This window comes from Streptomyces sp. NPDC051582 (assembly GCF_040681715.1).
Taxonomy (GTDB): domain Bacteria; phylum Actinomycetota; class Actinomycetes; order Streptomycetales; family Streptomycetaceae; genus Streptomyces.
In genome coordinates this window covers 23,159-38,712 of the sequence record NZ_JBFAZJ010000004.1, presented here as the reverse complement: position 1 = coordinate 38,712, position 15,554 = coordinate 23,159, and the positions used below count along the sequence as shown (strand labels likewise).

The window sequence follows — 15,554 nt, the reverse complement described above, 5'->3', positions numbered from 1 at the left end:
AGGTCCCCAGCGCATCGACAGGAGAGCCCCTCGTGCCGAAGTCACGTATCCGCAAGAAGGACGACTACACGCCGCCGCCGGCGAAGCAGGCGCAGGCGATCAGGCTGACCAACCGCAGCTGGGTCGCCCCGGTCATGCTGGCGTTCTTCCTGATCGGTCTCGCGTGGATCGTCGTCTTCTACGTGACCGAGACCCAGCTGCCGATCGAGGCACTGGGCAACTGGAACATCGTGGTCGGATTCGGCTTCATCGCGGCGGGATTCGGCGTGTCCACGCAGTGGAAGTGACCGGTCCCCGATCGGGTGCCCGAAAGCACAGTCACACCGGGTCCGACAAGCTCTCCCCATGAGTTATCCACAGCGTCATCCACACCTGAGGAAAAGACAGAAGATCTGTGGATAACTCTGTGGAGTGTTGACGCCGGTGTGATCAGGTGAGTTCGGCCGTACGGATCAGGACCACCGCCGCTGCCAGCAGGAACGCCGCTCCACAGGTCCCCCACTGGACCAGTGTGCGCGTCCTGCCGGCGGCCGGTCCGACCATGCCCAGACCGACCAGCAGACCGGTCACCAGGCCCCCGATGTGGGCCTGCCAGGAGACGGACAGGCTGCCGCCGAAGGGCACGAAGGTCAGTACCAGCATGAGCACGACCATGGTGATGACCGGCCGCATCTCGTAGCGCAGCCGGCGCACCAGCACGACGGTCGCGCCGAGCAGACCGAAGATCGCGCCGGAGGCGCCGAGGGTCGGGGTATTCGGCGCGGTCAGCAGATAGACGAGGGCGCTGCCGCCCAGCCCCGACAGTACGTACACACCGAGGTAGCGGACCCGGCCCAGGGCCGCCTCCAGCGGGCCGCCGATCACCCACAGGGCCAGCATGTTGCCCCCGATGTGCCACCACTCCACGTGCAGGAACACCGAGCTCAGCAGCCGGTAGTACTGGCCGGTGGAGACCCCTTCCACCGGGCCGCCGAAGTATTCGACGTACCGCCCGAGCAGCTCCAGCCGGACGACGACCGCCGGCGCGAGCAAGCCCACAAGGAACACCGCGGCGTTGATCCCGATGAGGATCTTGGTGACGAGGTGCGGATCCGCGGAGACCACCCCGCCCGCGACGGTGCGCGGTGCGCTCGCGGCCGGGGCGTGCCCCGTACCGGAGCCGTCACGGACGCACTCGGGGCACTGGAAGCCGACCGAGGCGCTGATCATGCACTCGGGGCAGATGGGGCGCTCACAACGCGTGCAGCGGATCCCCGTGTCGCGATCCGGGTGGCGGTAGCAGCCCGGCAGACGGTCGGTGTCCATCGGTCCCCTCGGTCAGCGGCGGGACGGGCGGTGCGCCCCGCCGGTCGTCCGGCTGTGGCCCCGGCGGGTTCCACGCATGCAGGACGGACGGGCGGTGCGGAAAGGTTCCCGGGCCGCCCGCGCGGCGGCGGTCAGCGCTTCTCGACGAGGACGGACTGGATGATCACGTCGTCGAGGGGGCGCTCGGTGCGCGGGTTCGTCCGCAGGCCGGCGATGTCGTCCACGATCTTCTGGCTGGCCTTGTCCGTGACCTCGCCGAAGATGGTGTGCTTGCGGGTCAGCCAGGCGGTGGGCGCGACGGTGATGAAGAACTGGGACCCGTTGGTGGCCGGGCCCGCGTTGGCCATGGCCACCAGGTACGGCTTGGTGAAGGCCAGGTCGGGGTGGAACTCGTCGGCGAACTGGTACCCGGGGCCACCGGTGCCGTTGCCGAGCGGGTCGCCGCCCTGGATCATGAACCCGCTGATGACGCGGTGGAAGACGGTGCCGTCGTACAGCGGATCGGTGGTCTTCTGGCCATCGGTGGGACGGGTCCATTCGCGGGCGCCCGTGGCCAGCTCCACGAAGTTCTTGACCGTCTTCGGGGCGAAGTTGGCCAGGAGCTCGATCTCGATGTCGCCGTGGTTCGTCTTCAGGGTGGCGTAGAGCTTCTCGGCCACGGATCTGCCTTCCATAGTCGTCACTGTCGGTTCCAGATCCTCCCACGGAGCGCTGCACGGCACAGAAATCCTCCACCCGTATGCCCTGTCACGCATGCCGCCCGACCGTATGGCAGGCATGATCCGACAAAGGGTGGAAAGGTGAACTGTGTCCGCCACCGAGGAGGAGGATCCTGTGACCCGCAAGGACAGCGTGCACCTGGCCGCCGAAAGCGCCAGGGAAACGGCGAGGCACGCAGCGGAAGCGGTGGCGCCGTACGCAGCGGCCGCCAGGGACGCCGCTGCGCACTACGCGGCCGAGGCGAACGAGCGGCTGGCACCGAAGGTCTCGTACGCGACCTCCGAGGCGGCCCGGCAGGCCCGTACGGCGTACGACGAGCATCTGCACCCGAGGATGAGGGCGGCCCGCACGCACGTGCCCCCGAACGTGGACCGGGCGGCGACGATGGCCGTGCACCACACGCGCCGGGCGGCGCGGCAGGCGGCCGACTACACGCAGCCGAGACTGGAGAGCGCGCTGGCCGCGGCCCAGCCGGTGGCCGAGGAGGCCGCGTCCCGGTCGACGGCGGCCCTGGCCGCGCTGCGCGGTCAGGTGACGGCCAAGGAGGTCCAGCGGCTGGTGAAGCGCCACGAGCGGCGCTGCCGGGCCGGCCGGGCCTTCAAGTTCGTCGCGGTGGCCGGCGTACTGGCCGCCGGCGCGTACCTGGCGTGGCGGTGGTGGGACCAGCAGTCGAACCCGGACTGGCTCGTCGAGCCGCCGGCCGCCACCGAGCTCTCGCGCGAGCGCGAGCCGGCGAGCTTCGACGACGAGCTGGCGGCGAAGGAGCGCGAGTCCTCCTCCGGCACGGCTGAAGAGTGAGAAGAGTGAGCGGGCTCTGAGCGCGGACGGCCCCTGAGCGAGACGGCGGGAGGGCCCGGATCATCGGATCCGGGCCCTCCCGCCGCGTTCCCCGCCGCGTTCCCCGACACCCCCTAGCGGGGCAGGGTGAGCACCTGGCCGGGGTGGATCAGCTCGGGGTTGGAGCCGATGACGCCCCGGTTCATGGCGTAGAGCTCGCGCCAGCGGGCCTCGTTGCCCAGCTCCCGCCGGGCGATCGCGGAGAGCGAGTCGCCCGCCCGCACCGTGTACGTACGCTTCGCGGCGGCCGGCATCGGCTTGGGCTCCGGAGCCGCGGGAACCGCCTTGTGCGCGGCTGACGTGGGCTTCGGCGTGTGCGGCGCGGGCTTCGGCGGCGCCGCCGCGGCCATCCGCTCGGCGGCGGCCTTGGTGGCCGACACGGCTTCGGTGTACTTCGCCGCGTAGTCGGCGGACGCGGCCGCCGCGGCCTTCTCTGCGGCCTCGTGCTTCTTCTTGTCGGACTTGAGGAAGTCGAAGAGTCCCATGTGTCTGTACGCCTCCGGCGTGGTGTCGTCCCCCGGCTCGGTGCCTTCCCCCACTGTCGGCCAGCCCGCGCCGCCCGGCCCTGTGACGGGGCCAACCGGGGGACCCCGGCGCGGGCCGCCCGGCTGTTACCGTCAACGGCATGCCCGAGCTCGTCGCCCCCTCCCCCCGCCTGCACGCCTCCTGGCTGGAAGCCCGTGCGGAATGGGGGCCCGACAGCCACATGGACGGCGCCGGACTCGGCTCCGAGGACGACGTGGACAGCCCCGGGGGCTTCGCGGCCTGGACGGAGCGGCTGCGCGGGTACGGGGACCGGACCCGACCCGTGGAGCAGGGCCGCGTGCACGCCACGTACTGGTGGATCGCCGAGGACGACACCTATCTGGGTGCGATCGACCTGCGCCACTACCTGAACGGCTTCCTCCTCGACGCCGGCGGCCACATCGGTTACGGCATCCGGCCCTCCGCACGCCGGCGCGGGCTGGCCGGCTGGGCCCTCGGCTCGGTCCTGTACGAGGCCCGCCTCCTGGGGATGGACCGGGTGCTCCTGACGTGCGACCCCGGCAACACGGGGTCCGTGCGCACGATCGAGGGGGCGGGCGGGGTCCTGGAGGACCTCCGCGAGACCCTCGTGGGCCCCAAGCGCCGGTACTGGATCGACCTCTGACCGGGGCGCGCCACCGGGCGCACCGCACCACGCGAAGAGGCCACCCGACCCGCGTTTCCGCTGGTCAGGTGGCCTCTGATGCTGTGGAGCTTAGGAGATTCGAACTCCTGACATCTGCCTTGCAAAGGCAGCGCTCTACCAACTGAGCTAAAGCCCCGAAAAGATGGACGCGACCGCCTCCCGTGAAGGTGTGGCCGTTCCGCAGAACAGAGTACCGGGTGTACCCCCGCATCTCGCAAAATTATGGGGGCTCCCGCCACGCGACCACGCTCCGTAAGATGCTCGCGAGGTTCGCACCAGCGAAGTAGGGGAGTACTAAGAGTGGACGCTGTTCAGCAAGAGGCCACGGCCAGAGCCAGAGAGCTTCAGCGCAGCTGGTACGGGGAGCCCCTGGGCGCTCTCTTCCGCCGGCTCATAGATGACCTCGGCTTGAACCAGGCACGCCTCGCTGCGGTCCTCGGGCTGTCGGCGCCCATGCTGTCCCAGCTGATGAGCGGCCAGCGGGCCAAGATCGGGAACCCGGCCGTGGTGCAGCGCGTCCAGGCCCTCCAGGACCTCGCGGGCCAAGTGGCGGACGGAAGCGTCAGCGCGGCCGAGGCCACCGACCGGATGGACGAGATCAAGAAGACCCAGGGAGGCTCCGTCCTCAGCAACAGCGGCCAGACCCCGACCGGTTCGGGCGCACCCACGGTCAAGCGCGTCGTCCGCGAGATCCAGTCGCTGCTGCGCTCGGTCTCCGCGGCCGGCGACATCATCGACGCGGCCGACTCCCTCGCCCCCAGCCATCCCGAACTGGCGGAGTTCCTCAGGGTCTACGGCGCGGGCCGCACCGCGGACGCGGTCGCCCACTACGAGTCCCACCAGAACTGACGCGACACCACACGCACGGGACGCACGCACGGGACGGGGGACGGGCGCAGCGATGGGTGAGATCTTCGCCGGTCGGTACGAGCTGATCGATCCGATCGGGCGCGGCGGCGCGGGCGCCGTGTGGCGGGCCTGGGACCACCGGCGCCGCCGGTACGTCGCCGCCAAGGTCCTGCGGCAGAGCGACGCCCACACCCTGCTCCGGTTCGTCCGGGAACAGGCCCTGCGCATCGACCACCCGCACGTGCTGGCCCCGGCCAGCTGGGCGGCGGACGACGACAAGGTCCTGTTCACGATGGACCTCGTCGCCGGGGGCTCCCTCGCCCACGTCATCGGGGACTACGGCCCGCTGCCGCCCCGCTTCGTGTGCACGCTGCTCGACCAGCTCCTGTCGGGGCTGGCGGCGGTGCACGCGGAAGGGGTCGTCCACCGCGACATCAAGCCGGCCAACATCCTGATGGAGGCCACCGGATCCGGACGGCCGCACCTGCGGCTGTCCGACTTCGGCATCTCGATGCGCAAGGGCGAGCCGCGCCTCACCGAGACCGACTACGTGGTGGGCACGCCCGGGTATTTCGCCCCGGAGCAACTGCTCGGCTCCGAACCCGACTTTCCCGCCGACCTCTTCGCCGTCGGACTCGTCGCCCTCTACCTCCTGAGGGGCGCCAAGCCCGATTCCCGGGCGCTGGTGGAGCACTTCCTCGCCCATGGCACCCCCGCCGCCCCCGAAGGCGTTCCGGCGCCTCTGTGGGACGTCGTCGCGAACCTCCTCCAGCCGGACCCCCACAGCCGGTTCAAGACCGCCACAGGGGCCCGCAAGGCCCTTGCGGAGGCCGTGGAGCTGCTGGCGCCGCCCGCCCTGGGCGAGGAGCCGGTGGAAGTGTTCGACCAACTCGGTCCGCTGCCTCCCGGTTTCGGCCCCCAGGGGCCGCAGAGCACGGCCGCGGTGACCCCCGAGTCCCCCACCGCGGCGGGGGTCCCGGTGCGGGCGGCCGCGGTTCCCGCACCCGTCGCGTCGGCTGGGTTCGGACCGCCGCCGGCCGGGGTGTTCGGGCCGTCGGAGACCGGCAGCTTCCGCCTCCCGCCGCCGGTGCGCTCCGAAGCGACCCCGGCCGCCGCCTCGCCCGCGGCCGCCGCCTCGCCCGCGGCCGCCCCTTCGGTCGCCGGTGCCGCGCCGCACCCGCCGCCCGTACGGACCGGCCGGATCGCCCCGCCGTCGCCGAGGGTCGCCGCCGGGATCCTCACCGCCGCGCTGCTCTGCTTCGCGGTGGGCACCTGGGCCCTCACCCGGATCTGAGCCGCCCTGCGCGCGCTACGCGCCCTGCGCGCGCTGCCCGCGACGGCCCAGCAGGAACCATCCGCCGAGCACGAGCAACAGCACCGTCCCGGTGCCGAAGCCCGCGCCGGACACCACCCGCATCACCGAGCGCCCTCCGGCCGCCTGCGCGGCCTCGGGGGCGGTGAGCCCGTCCTCGGCGGCGGCCCGGTCGTCCGCGCCCACCCCGAACCCGGCCGCGGTCAGGCTCTCCCCGTACGCGGGCGCCTTGGCCGGGCCGCCCGTCACGTCCATGCGCAGCGTCAGCGGCACCGGGCTCGCGTCCTGCGTGAACTCGGCGACCTTCGCGCCCAGGGTCACGGCGATGTAGTACCAGCCCGCGAGCCGGACCCCCCGCACCTCCCCGGTGTCCGAGAAGCGGTTCTCGTACGCCACCGGCGCCGTCCTCGGCAGGGTGACGCCCGCCTGCTTGCCCCCGTACGCGACGCCCTTGTCCTCGATCAGCCCGCGGTACGGGCTGTACAGGGCGACGGTGAGCCCGTTGGAGGCCGACCCGTACGACTTGGTCATCCTGGCGTCGGCGAGCTCGGCGCCGAGCCCCAACTGCTGTCCCCAGTCGAGCGGGACCCGGTAGAAGCGGGTCTGCCCGGGCCGCAGGTCGTCGCGCCAGACCCCGCCGGCCAGCGCCCGGGCGTCGTTGAAGCCGGTGCCCCCGGCGCGCGCCACCGGCTCGCTGCCGGGCAGCGTCGGCGAGGCCGATGGCCAGACGCTGGGGGCGGTGGTGGGGGCGCTGCCGGAGGCGAGGCCGGGTTCGCGCTGGAGCAGCAGTTCCACCGGCCACGCACCCTGGTCGGAGTCCTTGGCGGCGGTGCGGGTGACCTTCGCGAAGTAGACGCCGGCGCCCTGGCATTCGGCGTCCTCCTCCAGCCGCCGCACCGCCACGGCGCCGAGGGGGACCGGGTCGTAGCCGAAGCCGGCCCGGCCGGGGTTGTTCGGGCAGCGCTCGCCCTCCTTGGTCATGATCTCGACCTCAAGGCCGTCGCCGTAGCCGACCTTGGCGCCGCGCGGCGGCTGGAGCACGGCGGAGAAGTACGCGCTGGAGGCGTCGTCGAGGTTCAGCCGGTAGAAGCGCTCGCCCGGGCCGATCGTGTCGGCGTAGGCCTGCCCGACCGCCACGAGCGGCGCGTCCGCGCTGTCGGGCCCGCCCCGGATCCGCTTGGCACCCTCGGCGCCCTGGTACGCCGGCACCGGCTGCGGGGGCGCGGGGGCGGCCGACGCCGCCCCCGCGAGGCCCCCGGCCAGAGTCAGGGCCGCCGCCCCCGCCAGCAGCGTCGTCCGTACCCGCCCCATCACGCCCACCTCGATTTTGCTAACGCAAGCCAAATCTTTGCAAAACGTAATTTTTCGTCACAGAACAGCACAAAGCCCCGGCCGCAGCGGCAGCCGGGGCTTCATGAGATCAGCTTTGGGTCTCACACACCGGAACCAGAGGGCACGGAGTCAGTTGCCTCCGTCCACAGGTCCTGCTCGGCGCGGTCCGCCTGGATCTGGCGGTACACGAGGAGCCCGCCGATGGCGGCCAGTGCGACCAGGAGCAGCTTCTTCACCGCGCGACCTCGTCTTTCGTTGACGTTGGGGACTTCTGACGGCCAACAATACACACGCACCGATACCGTTCGGTGACCTGGGAAGCCCCCAACTGACCGTACGCAGAAGACCCCCAGGCCAAGGGCCTGGGGGTCTTCTTCACTGTGGGGCTAACAGGATTTGAACCTGTGGCCTCATCCTTATCAGGGATGCGCTCTAACCAACTGAGCTATAGCCCCATCCGCGCTGCGCGCTGACTCCTGAAGATTAGCGCACAGACACGGTCACGCCAAAATCCGTTCCGCGGGGCAGTCCCCGCAGGTCAATCAGCGGTCACTCGTCCTCGGCGAGCGTGAGCTCCACACCGCCGACGAAGCCCGCCGACAAGTTGTAGATGAACGCGCCCAGCGTGGCCAGTGCCGTCGCCAGCACCACGTCGATGACCGCGATCACCGACGTGAAGATCAGAACGCGCGGCAGCGACAGGAACGACTGGAGGTCGAAGCCGTTGCTCTCGTTCGACCCGGTCGCCTCGCTGATGGTGCCGCCGACGGTCGAGAAGACGCCCATGGCGTCCATGACCATCCACAGCACCGCCGCCGCGACGATCGTGCACACGCCCAGCGCGATCGACAGCAGGAAGCTGACCTTCATCACCGACCACGGATCGGCCTTGGCCACCCGCAGCCGCGCCTTGCGCGTCCTGGGCGTCGTACGGGCCCCCGTACGCGTCTTGCGCTGCGCGGCGGCGTCCCCGGCGCCCCGCGGCGCACCCGGCGCCTGGGGCGCCGCGTACGCCTGCGGCGGGTGGTACGGCTGCTCCGGCGGCCGGCCGGCCGCGGCGGCGGCCGGAGCCGGAGCAGCGCCCGCTGCGGCCGGCGCGGCCTTCTCCTGCTTCGGCTTGCGGGTGTCCGTCACGGTTCTCCCCCTGCCCTCGGCGGCCTCGGCGCCCCCGTCCGGGGAGTCCGCGGCGGGGCCACGGGTACCGTCCTCCCCCGTCTTGGCCGGTCCGGCGCCCGTGGCTCCACTCACGACTTACTCCTCGTGCTCCCCGGCCGAGGGCTGCGTGCCCTCGGCGGCCTCGGCGGCCTGTCCTTCGGCTGCGTCGGTCTCCTCGACCTCGTCAGCTTCCTGACCGGCCTCGGCGTTACGAGCGATACCGACCACGGCATCGCGCTTGCCCAGGTTGATCAGCTGGACGCCCATGGTGTCACGGCCGGTCTCCCTGACTTCGTTGACTCGCGTGCGAATCACACCGCCGCCGAGCGTGATGGCGAGAATCTCGTCCGATTCGTCCACCACCAGCGCGCCGACGAGCGACCCGCGGTCCTCCACGATCTTCGCGGCCTTGATGCCCAGACCGCCACGGCCCTGGACGCGGTACTCGTCGACCGGCGTCCGCTTGGCGTAGCCGCCGTCGGTCGCGGTGAAGACGAACGTACCCGGCCTGACAACGCTCATGGAGAGCAGTTCGTCACCCTCGCGGAAGCTCATGCCCTTCACACCCGAGGTCGCGCGGCCCATCGGGCGCAGCGCGTCGTCGGTCGCCGTGAAGCGGATCGACTGCGCCTTCTTGCTGATGAGCAGCAGGTCGTCCTCGGCGGAGACCAGCTCGGCGCCGATCAGCTCGTCGTCGCCGCCGGCCTCGGTCTCCCGGAGGTTGATCGCGATGACGCCGCCCGAGCGGGGCGAGTCGTAGTCCTTGAGCGCCGTCTTCTTCACCAGGCCGCCCTTGGTGGCCAGGATCAGGTAGGGAGCGGCCTCGTAGTCGCGGATCGCGAGGATCTGGGCGATCTTCTCGTCCGGCTGGAACGCCAGCAGGTTGGCCACGTGCTGCCCGCGCGCGTCACGGCCGGCGTCCGGCAGCTCGTACGCCTTGGAGCGGTAGACCCGGCCCTTGTTCGTGAAGAACAGCAGCCAGTGGTGCGTGGTCGAGACGAAGAAGTGGTCGACCAGGTCGTCCTGCTTCAGCTTCGTGCCGCGCACGCCCTTGCCGCCGCGCTTCTGCGAGCGGTAGTCCTCGGTCTTGGTGCGCTTGACGTAGCCGCCGTGCGTGATCGTGACGACGATGTCCTCTTCGGCGATCAGGTCCTCCATGGACATGTCGCCGTCGAAGGGGACCAGCTTGGAGCGCCGGTCGTCGCCGAACTTCTCGACGAGGGCCGCCAGCTCCTCGCTGACGATCGAGCGCTGCTTCTCCGGCGAGGCCAGGATCGCGTTGTACTCGTTGATCTTCGCCTGGAGTTCGTCGTGCTCGGCGACGATCTTCTGCCGCTCCAGGGCCGCCAGGCGCCGCAGCTGCATCTCCAGGATGGCGTTCGCCTGGATCTCGTCGATCTCCAGCAGGCCCATCAGGCCCTCGCGCGCGATCTCGACGGTGTTGCTGCGCCGGATCAGCGCGATGACCTCGTCGATCGCGTCCAGCGCCTTGAGCAGGCCGCGCAGGATGTGCGCCCGCTCCTCCGCCTTGCGCAGGCGGAACTTCGTGCGCCGGACGATGACCTCGATCTGGTGCGTCACCCAGTGGCGGATGAACGCGTCGATCGACAGCGTGCGCGGCACGCCGTCCACCAGCGCCAGCATGTTCGCGCCGAAGTTCGTCTGCAGATCGGTGTGCTTGTACAGGTTGTTCAGCACGACCTTGGCGACGGCGTCGCGCTTGAGCACGATCACCAGGCGCTGGCCCGTGCGCGACGAGGTCTCGTCGCGCACGTCGGCGATGCCGCCGATCTTGCCGTCCTTCACCAGGTCGGCGATCTTCTGGGCCAGGTTGTCCGGGTTGGTCTGGTACGGGAGTTCCGTGACCACCAGGCACTGGCGGTTCTGGATCTCCTCGACCTCGACCACCGCGCGCATCGTGATGGAGCCGCGCCCGGTCCGGTACGCCTCCTCGATGCCCTTGCGGCCCACGACCAGCGCGCCCGAGGGGAAGTCGGGGCCCTTGATGCGCTCCAGGAGCGCGTCGAGCAGCTCCTCGTGCGAAGCGTCCGGGTGCTCCAGCGCCCACTGGGCGCCGGCCGCGACCTCGCGCAGGTTGTGCGGCGGGATGTTGGTGGCCATGCCGACCGCGATACCGGCGCTGCCGTTGACCAGCAGGTTCGGGAAGCGGGCCGGCAGGACGGTCGGCTCCTGGTTGCGGCCGTCGTAGTTGTCCGTGAAGTCGACGGTCTCCTCGTCGATGTCCCGGAGCATCTCCATGGCCAGCGGCATCAGCTTGCACTCGGTGTAGCGCATCGCGGCCGCCGGGTCGTTGCCCGGGGAGCCGAAGTTGCCGTTGCTGTCGACCAGCGGCATGCGCATCGACCACGGCTGGGCCAGGCGGACCAGGGCGTCGTAGATCGAGCTGTCGCCGTGCGGGTGGTACGTACCCATGACGTCACCGACGACGCGGGCGCACTTGTAGAAGCCCTTCTCGGGCCGGTAGCCGCCGTCGTACATCGCGTACAGCACGCGGCGGTGGACCGGCTTGAGGCCGTCCCGTACGTCGGGCAGCGCTCGGGACACGATGACGGACATCGCGTAGTCGAGGTAGGAGCGCTGCATCTCCGTCTCAAGCCCGACGGGCTCGATGCGCAGTACGGGCTGCTCCTCCGCGGGATTCTCGGCGTTCTTTGCGGGCTGGGTGGTTTCGTCGGCCATTGCTGGTCAGAAGTCCTTTCAGGCGGTCAGCGGAGGCCGACTCAGATGTCGAGGAACCGAACGTCCTTGGCGTTGCGCTGGATGAAGGAGCGCCGCGCTTCGACGTCCTCGCCCATGAGCACCGAGAACAGGTCGTCGGCCTGGGCCGCGTCGTCGAGGGTGACCTGGCCGAGCACGCGGTGGTCCACGTCCATGGTCGTGACGCGCAGCTCCTCGGCGTTCATCTCGCCCAGACCCTTGAAGCGCTGGATCGAGTCTTCCCTGATCCGCTTGCCGTTCTGCTTGCCGAGCTCCACCAGCGCGTCGCGCTCGCGGTCCGAGTACGCGTACTCGAAGTCGTCCCGGCCCCACTTGATCTTGTACAGCGGCGGGCGGGACAGGTACACGTGACCCGCCTCGACCAGCGGCCGCATGAAGCGGAAGAGGAAGGTCAGCAGCAGGGTGTTGATGTGCTGGCCGTCGACGTCGGCGTCCGCCATCAGGATGATCTTGTGATAGCGGAGCTTCTCGATGTCGAAGTCCTCGTGCACACCGGTGCCGAAGGCGCTGATCAGGGCCTGGACCTCGGTGTTCTGGAGGATCTTGTCGATACGGGCCTTCTCGACGTTCAGGATCTTGCCGCGGATCGGCAGGATGGCCTGGTACATCGGGTTGCGGCCGGACTTCGCGGAGCCGCCGGCGGAGTCGCCCTCGACGATGAAGATCTCGCACTTGGTCGGGTCGTTCGACTGGCAGTCGGACAGCTTGCCCGGCAGCGAGGCGCTCTCCAGCAGGCCCTTGCGGCGGGTCAGGTCGCGGGCCTTGCGGGCCGCGACGCGCGCCGTGGCCGCCTGGATCGACTTGCGGATGATGTCCGCCGCCTCGACCGGGTTGCGGTCGAACCAGTCGTTGAGGTGCTCGTGGACGACCTTCTGCACGAAGGTCTTGGCCTCCGTGTTGCCCAGCTTGGTCTTGGTCTGGCCCTCGAACTGCGGCTCGCCCAGCTTGACCGAGATGATCGCCGTCAGACCCTCGCGGATGTCCTCGCCGGCGAGGTTGTCGTCCTTCTCCCGCAGCAGCTTCTTGTCGCGCGCGTAACGGTTCACCAGACCCGTCAGGGCGGCCCGGAAGCCCTCTTCGTGCGTACCGCCCTCGTGCGTGTGGATCGTGTTCGCGAAGGAGTAGACGCCCTCCGTGTACTGCGAGTTCCACTGCATCGCGATCTCGACCGAGAGCATGCGCTCCTTGTCCTCGGCCTCGACGTCGATGACGGTCGGGTGGATGAGCTCGCCCTTGCGCGAGTTCAGGTACTTCACGAAGTCGACGATGCCGCCCTCGTAGTAGTACGTGACGGTGCGCGCGGTGGGCGGGGCCGTGTCCGCCTCGGGGTCGTCCGCGCCGACGGTCGCCTTGGCCGACTCGCGCTCGTCGGTCAGCTTCAGGGTCAGGCCCTTGTTGAGGAAGGCCATCTCCTGGAAGCGCCGCGACAGCGTCTCGAAGGAGTACTCGGTCGTCTCGAAGATGTCGCCGTCGGCCCAGAACGTGACGGACGTGCCGTGCTCGTCCGTCTCCTCGTTCTTGGCCAGCGGGGCCGTCGGCACGCCCAGCTTGTAGTCCTGGGTCCAGCGGTGGCCGTCCGTCTTGACCTCGACCGCGACCTTGGTCGACAGGGCGTTCACGACGGAGACGCCGACGCCGTGCAGACCGCCGGAGACGGCGTAGCCGCCACCGCCGAACTTGCCGCCCGCGTGCAGGACCGTCAGGACGACCTCGACGGCCGGCTTCCCTTCGGACGGCACGATGCCGACCGGGATGCCACGGCCGTTGTCGATGACCCGCACACCGCCGTCGGCGAGGATCGTCACGTCGATGGTGTCCGCGTGCCCGGCCAGGGCCTCGTCGACGGAGTTGTCCACCACCTCGTACACGAGGTGGTGCAGCCCGCGCTCACCGGTCGAGCCGATGTACATGCCTGGCCGCTTGCGGACCGCGTCCAGGCCCTCAAGGACCTGGATCGCACTGGCGTCGTACGAGGCGGTGACCTCGCCGTTCTCGCCGGCTGTGGACTGGTTGTCGTTGGGGTTGCCGGAATCGGCCACGAAGCGCCCTTTCTGGCACAGCACAGGCCGTACTCCGGGCCAGCAGGCATGCAAGCAGGAGCGGCTGCGTCGATCTGCGTTGTCAGCGTGTATCAGCTAGATCCCGCAAGCGGCGGGATTCGCTTCAGTCTACCGGTACCACGGACATGAATGGGGGTTTGCCGGTACCTGAGTCCGCATGTGCCGCCCTGAACCTCCTCTCTCCGACTCCCCATATCCGGGAAGGGGCTCAAAGAGGCTCACACGGGCGTGCAGCGCTTCGGCCTGTCAACCTCCCGCTACCGTGAGGGACGCCACGCGAGCGCGGCCTATCCGTACGTGTCCCCCGGACCCGTACTGCCCGGCGCGCGCAGCGGTCCGTACCGCTTCGGGCGCCCGCCCGGGCCCTGAACCTTGATCATCCGGACCGTGCCCTGGCCCAGGTCCGCGTTGAGCCGGGCCACGAGCTGCGGGGCCAGCAGCTTCAGCTGCGCCGCCCACGCCGAGGAGTCGCAGCGCACGACCAGTTCACGGTCCTCGTAGCGGTCCGGTTCACAGTGCGCGGCGATCTCCGGCCCGACGATCTCCGGCCAGCGCTCCATCACGCCCGCCACCGCCATCGGCATCTCCCAGCCGTGCTCGGTGCGCAGCCGGTCCAGCGCCGCCATGAGCGGCATCGGGTCGCGGCCGTCGGCGCGGGCGCCCGAGCGCAGGCCCGGCCGGTGCTTGTTCTTCCCGCCGGCCGCGTTGCCGCGGGCGCGGGCCTGCTCGCGGGCGGCCGCCAGCGCCTGCCGGGCGAGGTCCACGCCCGAGGGCTCGGGGATCTTGCGGGGTCCGGTCGTACCGGGTTCCTTCTCTTCGCCGCTCACAGCCGGGTCACCTCACCACCGGACACCCCGAACCGGGTCCCCGCCAGGACCCCCGGGACGTCGTCGTCCACCGCCGCCGTCACCAGCACCTGCTCGCCCGGGGCCACCAGCTCCGCCAGCCGCTCGCGGCGCCGCGCGTCCAGCTCGGCGAACACGTCGTCGAGGATCAGCACCGGCTCGGCGCCCTCCGAGCGCAGCAGCTCGTACGAGGCCAGCCGCAGGGCCAGCGCGTACGACCAGGACTCGCCGTGGCTCGCGTACCCCTTCGCCGGCAGGTCGCCCAGGCGCAGCAGCACGTCGTCCCGGTGGGGGCCGACCAGGGTCACGCCCCGCTCGATCTCCTGCTTGCGCACCTCGGCCAGGGCCGCCAGCAGCACCTCGTACAGGGCCTCGCGGGTGCGGGCTCCGCCCCCGTCCACGGCCTCTCCGGCCTCGCCGGCGGCCGAGGACTTGTACGCGAGCCCCAGCGGGCCGCCGCCGGGCGCGAGCTGCTCGTACGCCTTGTCCGCGAGCGGCTGCAGCGTCGCGATCAGGTCGAGGCGCTGCGCCAGCAGCTCCGCGCCCGCGCGCGCGAGGTGCTGGTCCCAGACGTCGAGGGTGGAGAGGTCCATGGAGCGGCCGCCGTGCCGGCGGGCCATCGCCGCGGACTTCAGGAGGGTGTTGCGCTGCTTGAGCACCCGCTCGTAGTCGGAGCGGACCGCCGCCATCCGCGGCGAGCGGGCGGTGACGAGCTCGTCGAGGAACCGCCGGCGCTCCCCGGGGTCCCCCTTCACCAGGGCCAGGTCCTCCGGCGCGAACAGCACCGTCCGCACGATCCCGAGCACGTCCCGGGGCCTGACCTGCGAGGAGCGGTTGATGCGGGCGCGGTTGGCGCGGCCCGGGTTCAGCTCCAGCTCGACCAGCTGCTGGCGGGCGCCGTGGGTGACGGCGGCGCGGATGACCGCCCGGTCCGCGCCCATGCGGACCAGGGGCGCGTCCGAGGAGACGCGGTGGCTGCCGAGCGTGGCCAGGTAGCCGATGGCCTCGACCAGATTGGTCTTGCCCTGGCCGTTGGGGCCCACGAAAGCCGTGACGCCCGGGTCGAGGGGAACCTCGGCCCGGGCGTACGAGCGGAAGTCGGCCAGTGAGAGATGCGAAACATGCATACGGCGCCGACCTCCCCCGGCTTCCTGCTGCTCTGCTCTGTGCTGCTGTGGTGCTGCGGATCCGTCCGGCTGTGGACCGGTGGTGGACGGCCCGCGGACGGT

15 protein-coding genes and 2 tRNA genes are annotated in these 15,554 nt (G+C 70.7%); 5 read left to right on the top strand and 12 right to left on the bottom strand.

Translation table 11 applies throughout. From position 1 onward, the window contains the following. Positions 1 to 32: 32 nt before the first annotated feature. Entirely contained in the window at positions 33 to 287 is a 255-nt protein-coding gene (gene crgA / locus AB0M92_RS07795) for a cell division protein CrgA (RefSeq protein ID WP_359170072.1), read from the top strand. 142 nt (positions 288 to 429) lie between these two features. On the opposite strand, the gene AB0M92_RS07790 is transcribed toward crgA, so the two are convergent. Beyond that, positions 430 to 1,305 carry a rhomboid family intramembrane serine protease gene (locus tag AB0M92_RS07790; RefSeq protein WP_366101199.1) on the bottom strand — a complete coding sequence of 292 codons (876 nt, stop codon included), beginning with the start codon at positions 1,303 to 1,305 and terminating at the stop codon, positions 430 to 432. A 131-nt stretch (positions 1,306 to 1,436) separates the two neighbouring features. Then, the gene (locus tag AB0M92_RS07785; protein WP_366101404.1) at positions 1,437 to 1,964 is read right to left on the bottom strand and encodes a peptidylprolyl isomerase; all 528 of its coding nucleotides are present in this window, start codon (positions 1,962 to 1,964) and stop codon (positions 1,437 to 1,439) included. 175 nt (positions 1,965 to 2,139) lie between these two features. Between AB0M92_RS07785 and AB0M92_RS07780 the strand changes: the two genes are divergently transcribed. Continuing rightward, positions 2,140 to 2,823: a DUF5324 family protein gene (locus tag AB0M92_RS07780; RefSeq protein ID WP_366101198.1), complete on the top strand. Its 684-nt coding sequence runs from the start codon at positions 2,140 to 2,142 to the stop codon at positions 2,821 to 2,823. Between the two features lie 113 nt (positions 2,824 to 2,936). Here the strand turns inward: AB0M92_RS07780 and AB0M92_RS07775 are convergent, their stop codons facing one another. Then, positions 2,937 to 3,347, bottom strand: coding sequence for a LysM peptidoglycan-binding domain-containing protein (locus tag AB0M92_RS07775; RefSeq protein WP_366101197.1), 411 nt, complete (start codon positions 3,345 to 3,347; stop codon positions 2,937 to 2,939). A 140-nt stretch (positions 3,348 to 3,487) separates the two neighbouring features. Here AB0M92_RS07775 and AB0M92_RS07770 point away from each other — a divergent pair, with 140 nt between their 5' ends. Beyond that, positions 3,488 to 4,012: a GNAT family N-acetyltransferase gene (locus AB0M92_RS07770; protein ID WP_366101196.1), complete on the top strand. Its 525-nt coding sequence runs from the start codon at positions 3,488 to 3,490 to the stop codon at positions 4,010 to 4,012. 84 nt (positions 4,013 to 4,096) lie between these two features. Here the strand turns inward: AB0M92_RS07770 and AB0M92_RS07765 are convergent. Next, positions 4,097 to 4,169: transfer RNA gene (locus AB0M92_RS07765), tRNA-Ala, on the bottom strand. A 164-nt stretch (positions 4,170 to 4,333) separates the two neighbouring features. On the opposite strand from AB0M92_RS07765, the gene AB0M92_RS07760 reads away from it, so the two are divergent. Then, complete coding sequence (locus AB0M92_RS07760; protein ID WP_366101195.1) at positions 4,334 to 4,882, top strand: DNA-binding protein; 549 nt, start codon at positions 4,334 to 4,336, stop codon at positions 4,880 to 4,882. A 52-nt stretch (positions 4,883 to 4,934) separates the two neighbouring features. Continuing rightward, complete coding sequence (locus AB0M92_RS07755) at positions 4,935 to 6,176, top strand: serine/threonine-protein kinase (RefSeq protein ID WP_366101194.1); 1,242 nt, start codon at positions 4,935 to 4,937, stop codon at positions 6,174 to 6,176. A gap of 15 nt (positions 6,177 to 6,191) precedes the next feature. Here AB0M92_RS07755 and AB0M92_RS07750 read toward each other — a convergent pair whose 3' ends face one another. From AB0M92_RS07750 to recF, 8 genes are all read right to left on the bottom strand, one after another. Next, positions 6,192 to 7,505, bottom strand: coding sequence for a hypothetical protein (locus AB0M92_RS07750; RefSeq protein WP_366101193.1), 1,314 nt, complete (start codon positions 7,503 to 7,505; stop codon positions 6,192 to 6,194). A 122-nt stretch (positions 7,506 to 7,627) separates the two neighbouring features. Further along, on the bottom strand, positions 7,628 to 7,762 hold the full coding sequence (locus AB0M92_RS07745; RefSeq protein WP_208809277.1) for a DLW-39 family protein: 135 nt from the start codon (positions 7,760 to 7,762) through the stop codon (positions 7,628 to 7,630). Between the two features lie 145 nt (positions 7,763 to 7,907). Beyond that, a tRNA-Ile gene (locus AB0M92_RS07740) sits at positions 7,908 to 7,981 on the bottom strand. Between the two features lie 94 nt (positions 7,982 to 8,075). Next, complete coding sequence (locus AB0M92_RS07735) at positions 8,076 to 8,774, bottom strand: DUF3566 domain-containing protein (RefSeq protein WP_366101192.1); 699 nt, start codon at positions 8,772 to 8,774, stop codon at positions 8,076 to 8,078. 3 nt (positions 8,775 to 8,777) lie between these two features. Next, positions 8,778 to 11,381: a DNA gyrase subunit A gene (gene gyrA / locus AB0M92_RS07730; protein ID WP_366101191.1), complete on the bottom strand. Its 2,604-nt coding sequence runs from the start codon at positions 11,379 to 11,381 to the stop codon at positions 8,778 to 8,780. Between the two features lie 41 nt (positions 11,382 to 11,422). Beyond that, positions 11,423 to 13,483: a DNA topoisomerase (ATP-hydrolyzing) subunit B gene (gene gyrB, locus AB0M92_RS07725; protein WP_366101190.1), complete on the bottom strand. Its 2,061-nt coding sequence runs from the start codon at positions 13,481 to 13,483 to the stop codon at positions 11,423 to 11,425. A gap of 284 nt (positions 13,484 to 13,767) precedes the next feature. Then, positions 13,768 to 14,307: a DUF721 domain-containing protein gene (locus AB0M92_RS07720; protein WP_366101189.1), complete on the bottom strand. Its 540-nt coding sequence runs from the start codon at positions 14,305 to 14,307 to the stop codon at positions 13,768 to 13,770. Next, on the bottom strand, positions 14,304 to 15,452 hold the full coding sequence (gene recF / locus AB0M92_RS07715) for a DNA replication/repair protein RecF (protein ID WP_366101188.1): 1,149 nt from the start codon (positions 15,450 to 15,452) through the stop codon (positions 14,304 to 14,306). The genes AB0M92_RS07720 and recF overlap by 4 nt, the downstream gene beginning before the upstream one ends. Positions 15,453 to 15,554: the final 102 nt, after the last annotated feature.

Coding starts and splice junctions, on each gene's coding strand:
- AB0M92_RS07775 (WP_366101197.1), bottom strand. CDS start 3,347: ATGGGACTCTTCGACTTCCTCAAGTCCGACAAGAAGAAGCACGAGGCC.
- AB0M92_RS07755 (WP_366101194.1), top strand. CDS start 4,935: ATGGGTGAGATCTTCGCCGGTCGGTACGAGCTGATCGATCCGATCGGG.
- AB0M92_RS07770 (WP_366101196.1), top strand. CDS start 3,488: ATGCCCGAGCTCGTCGCCCCCTCCCCCCGCCTGCACGCCTCCTGGCTG.
- AB0M92_RS07790 (WP_366101199.1), bottom strand. CDS start 1,305: ATGGACACCGACCGTCTGCCGGGCTGCTACCGCCACCCGGATCGCGAC.
- gyrA (WP_366101191.1), bottom strand. CDS start 11,381: ATGGCCGACGAAACCACCCAGCCCGCAAAGAACGCCGAGAATCCCGCG.
- AB0M92_RS07750 (WP_366101193.1), bottom strand. CDS start 7,505: ATGGGGCGGGTACGGACGACGCTGCTGGCGGGGGCGGCGGCCCTGACT.
- recF (WP_366101188.1), bottom strand. CDS start 15,452: ATGCATGTTTCGCATCTCTCACTGGCCGACTTCCGCTCGTACGCCCGG.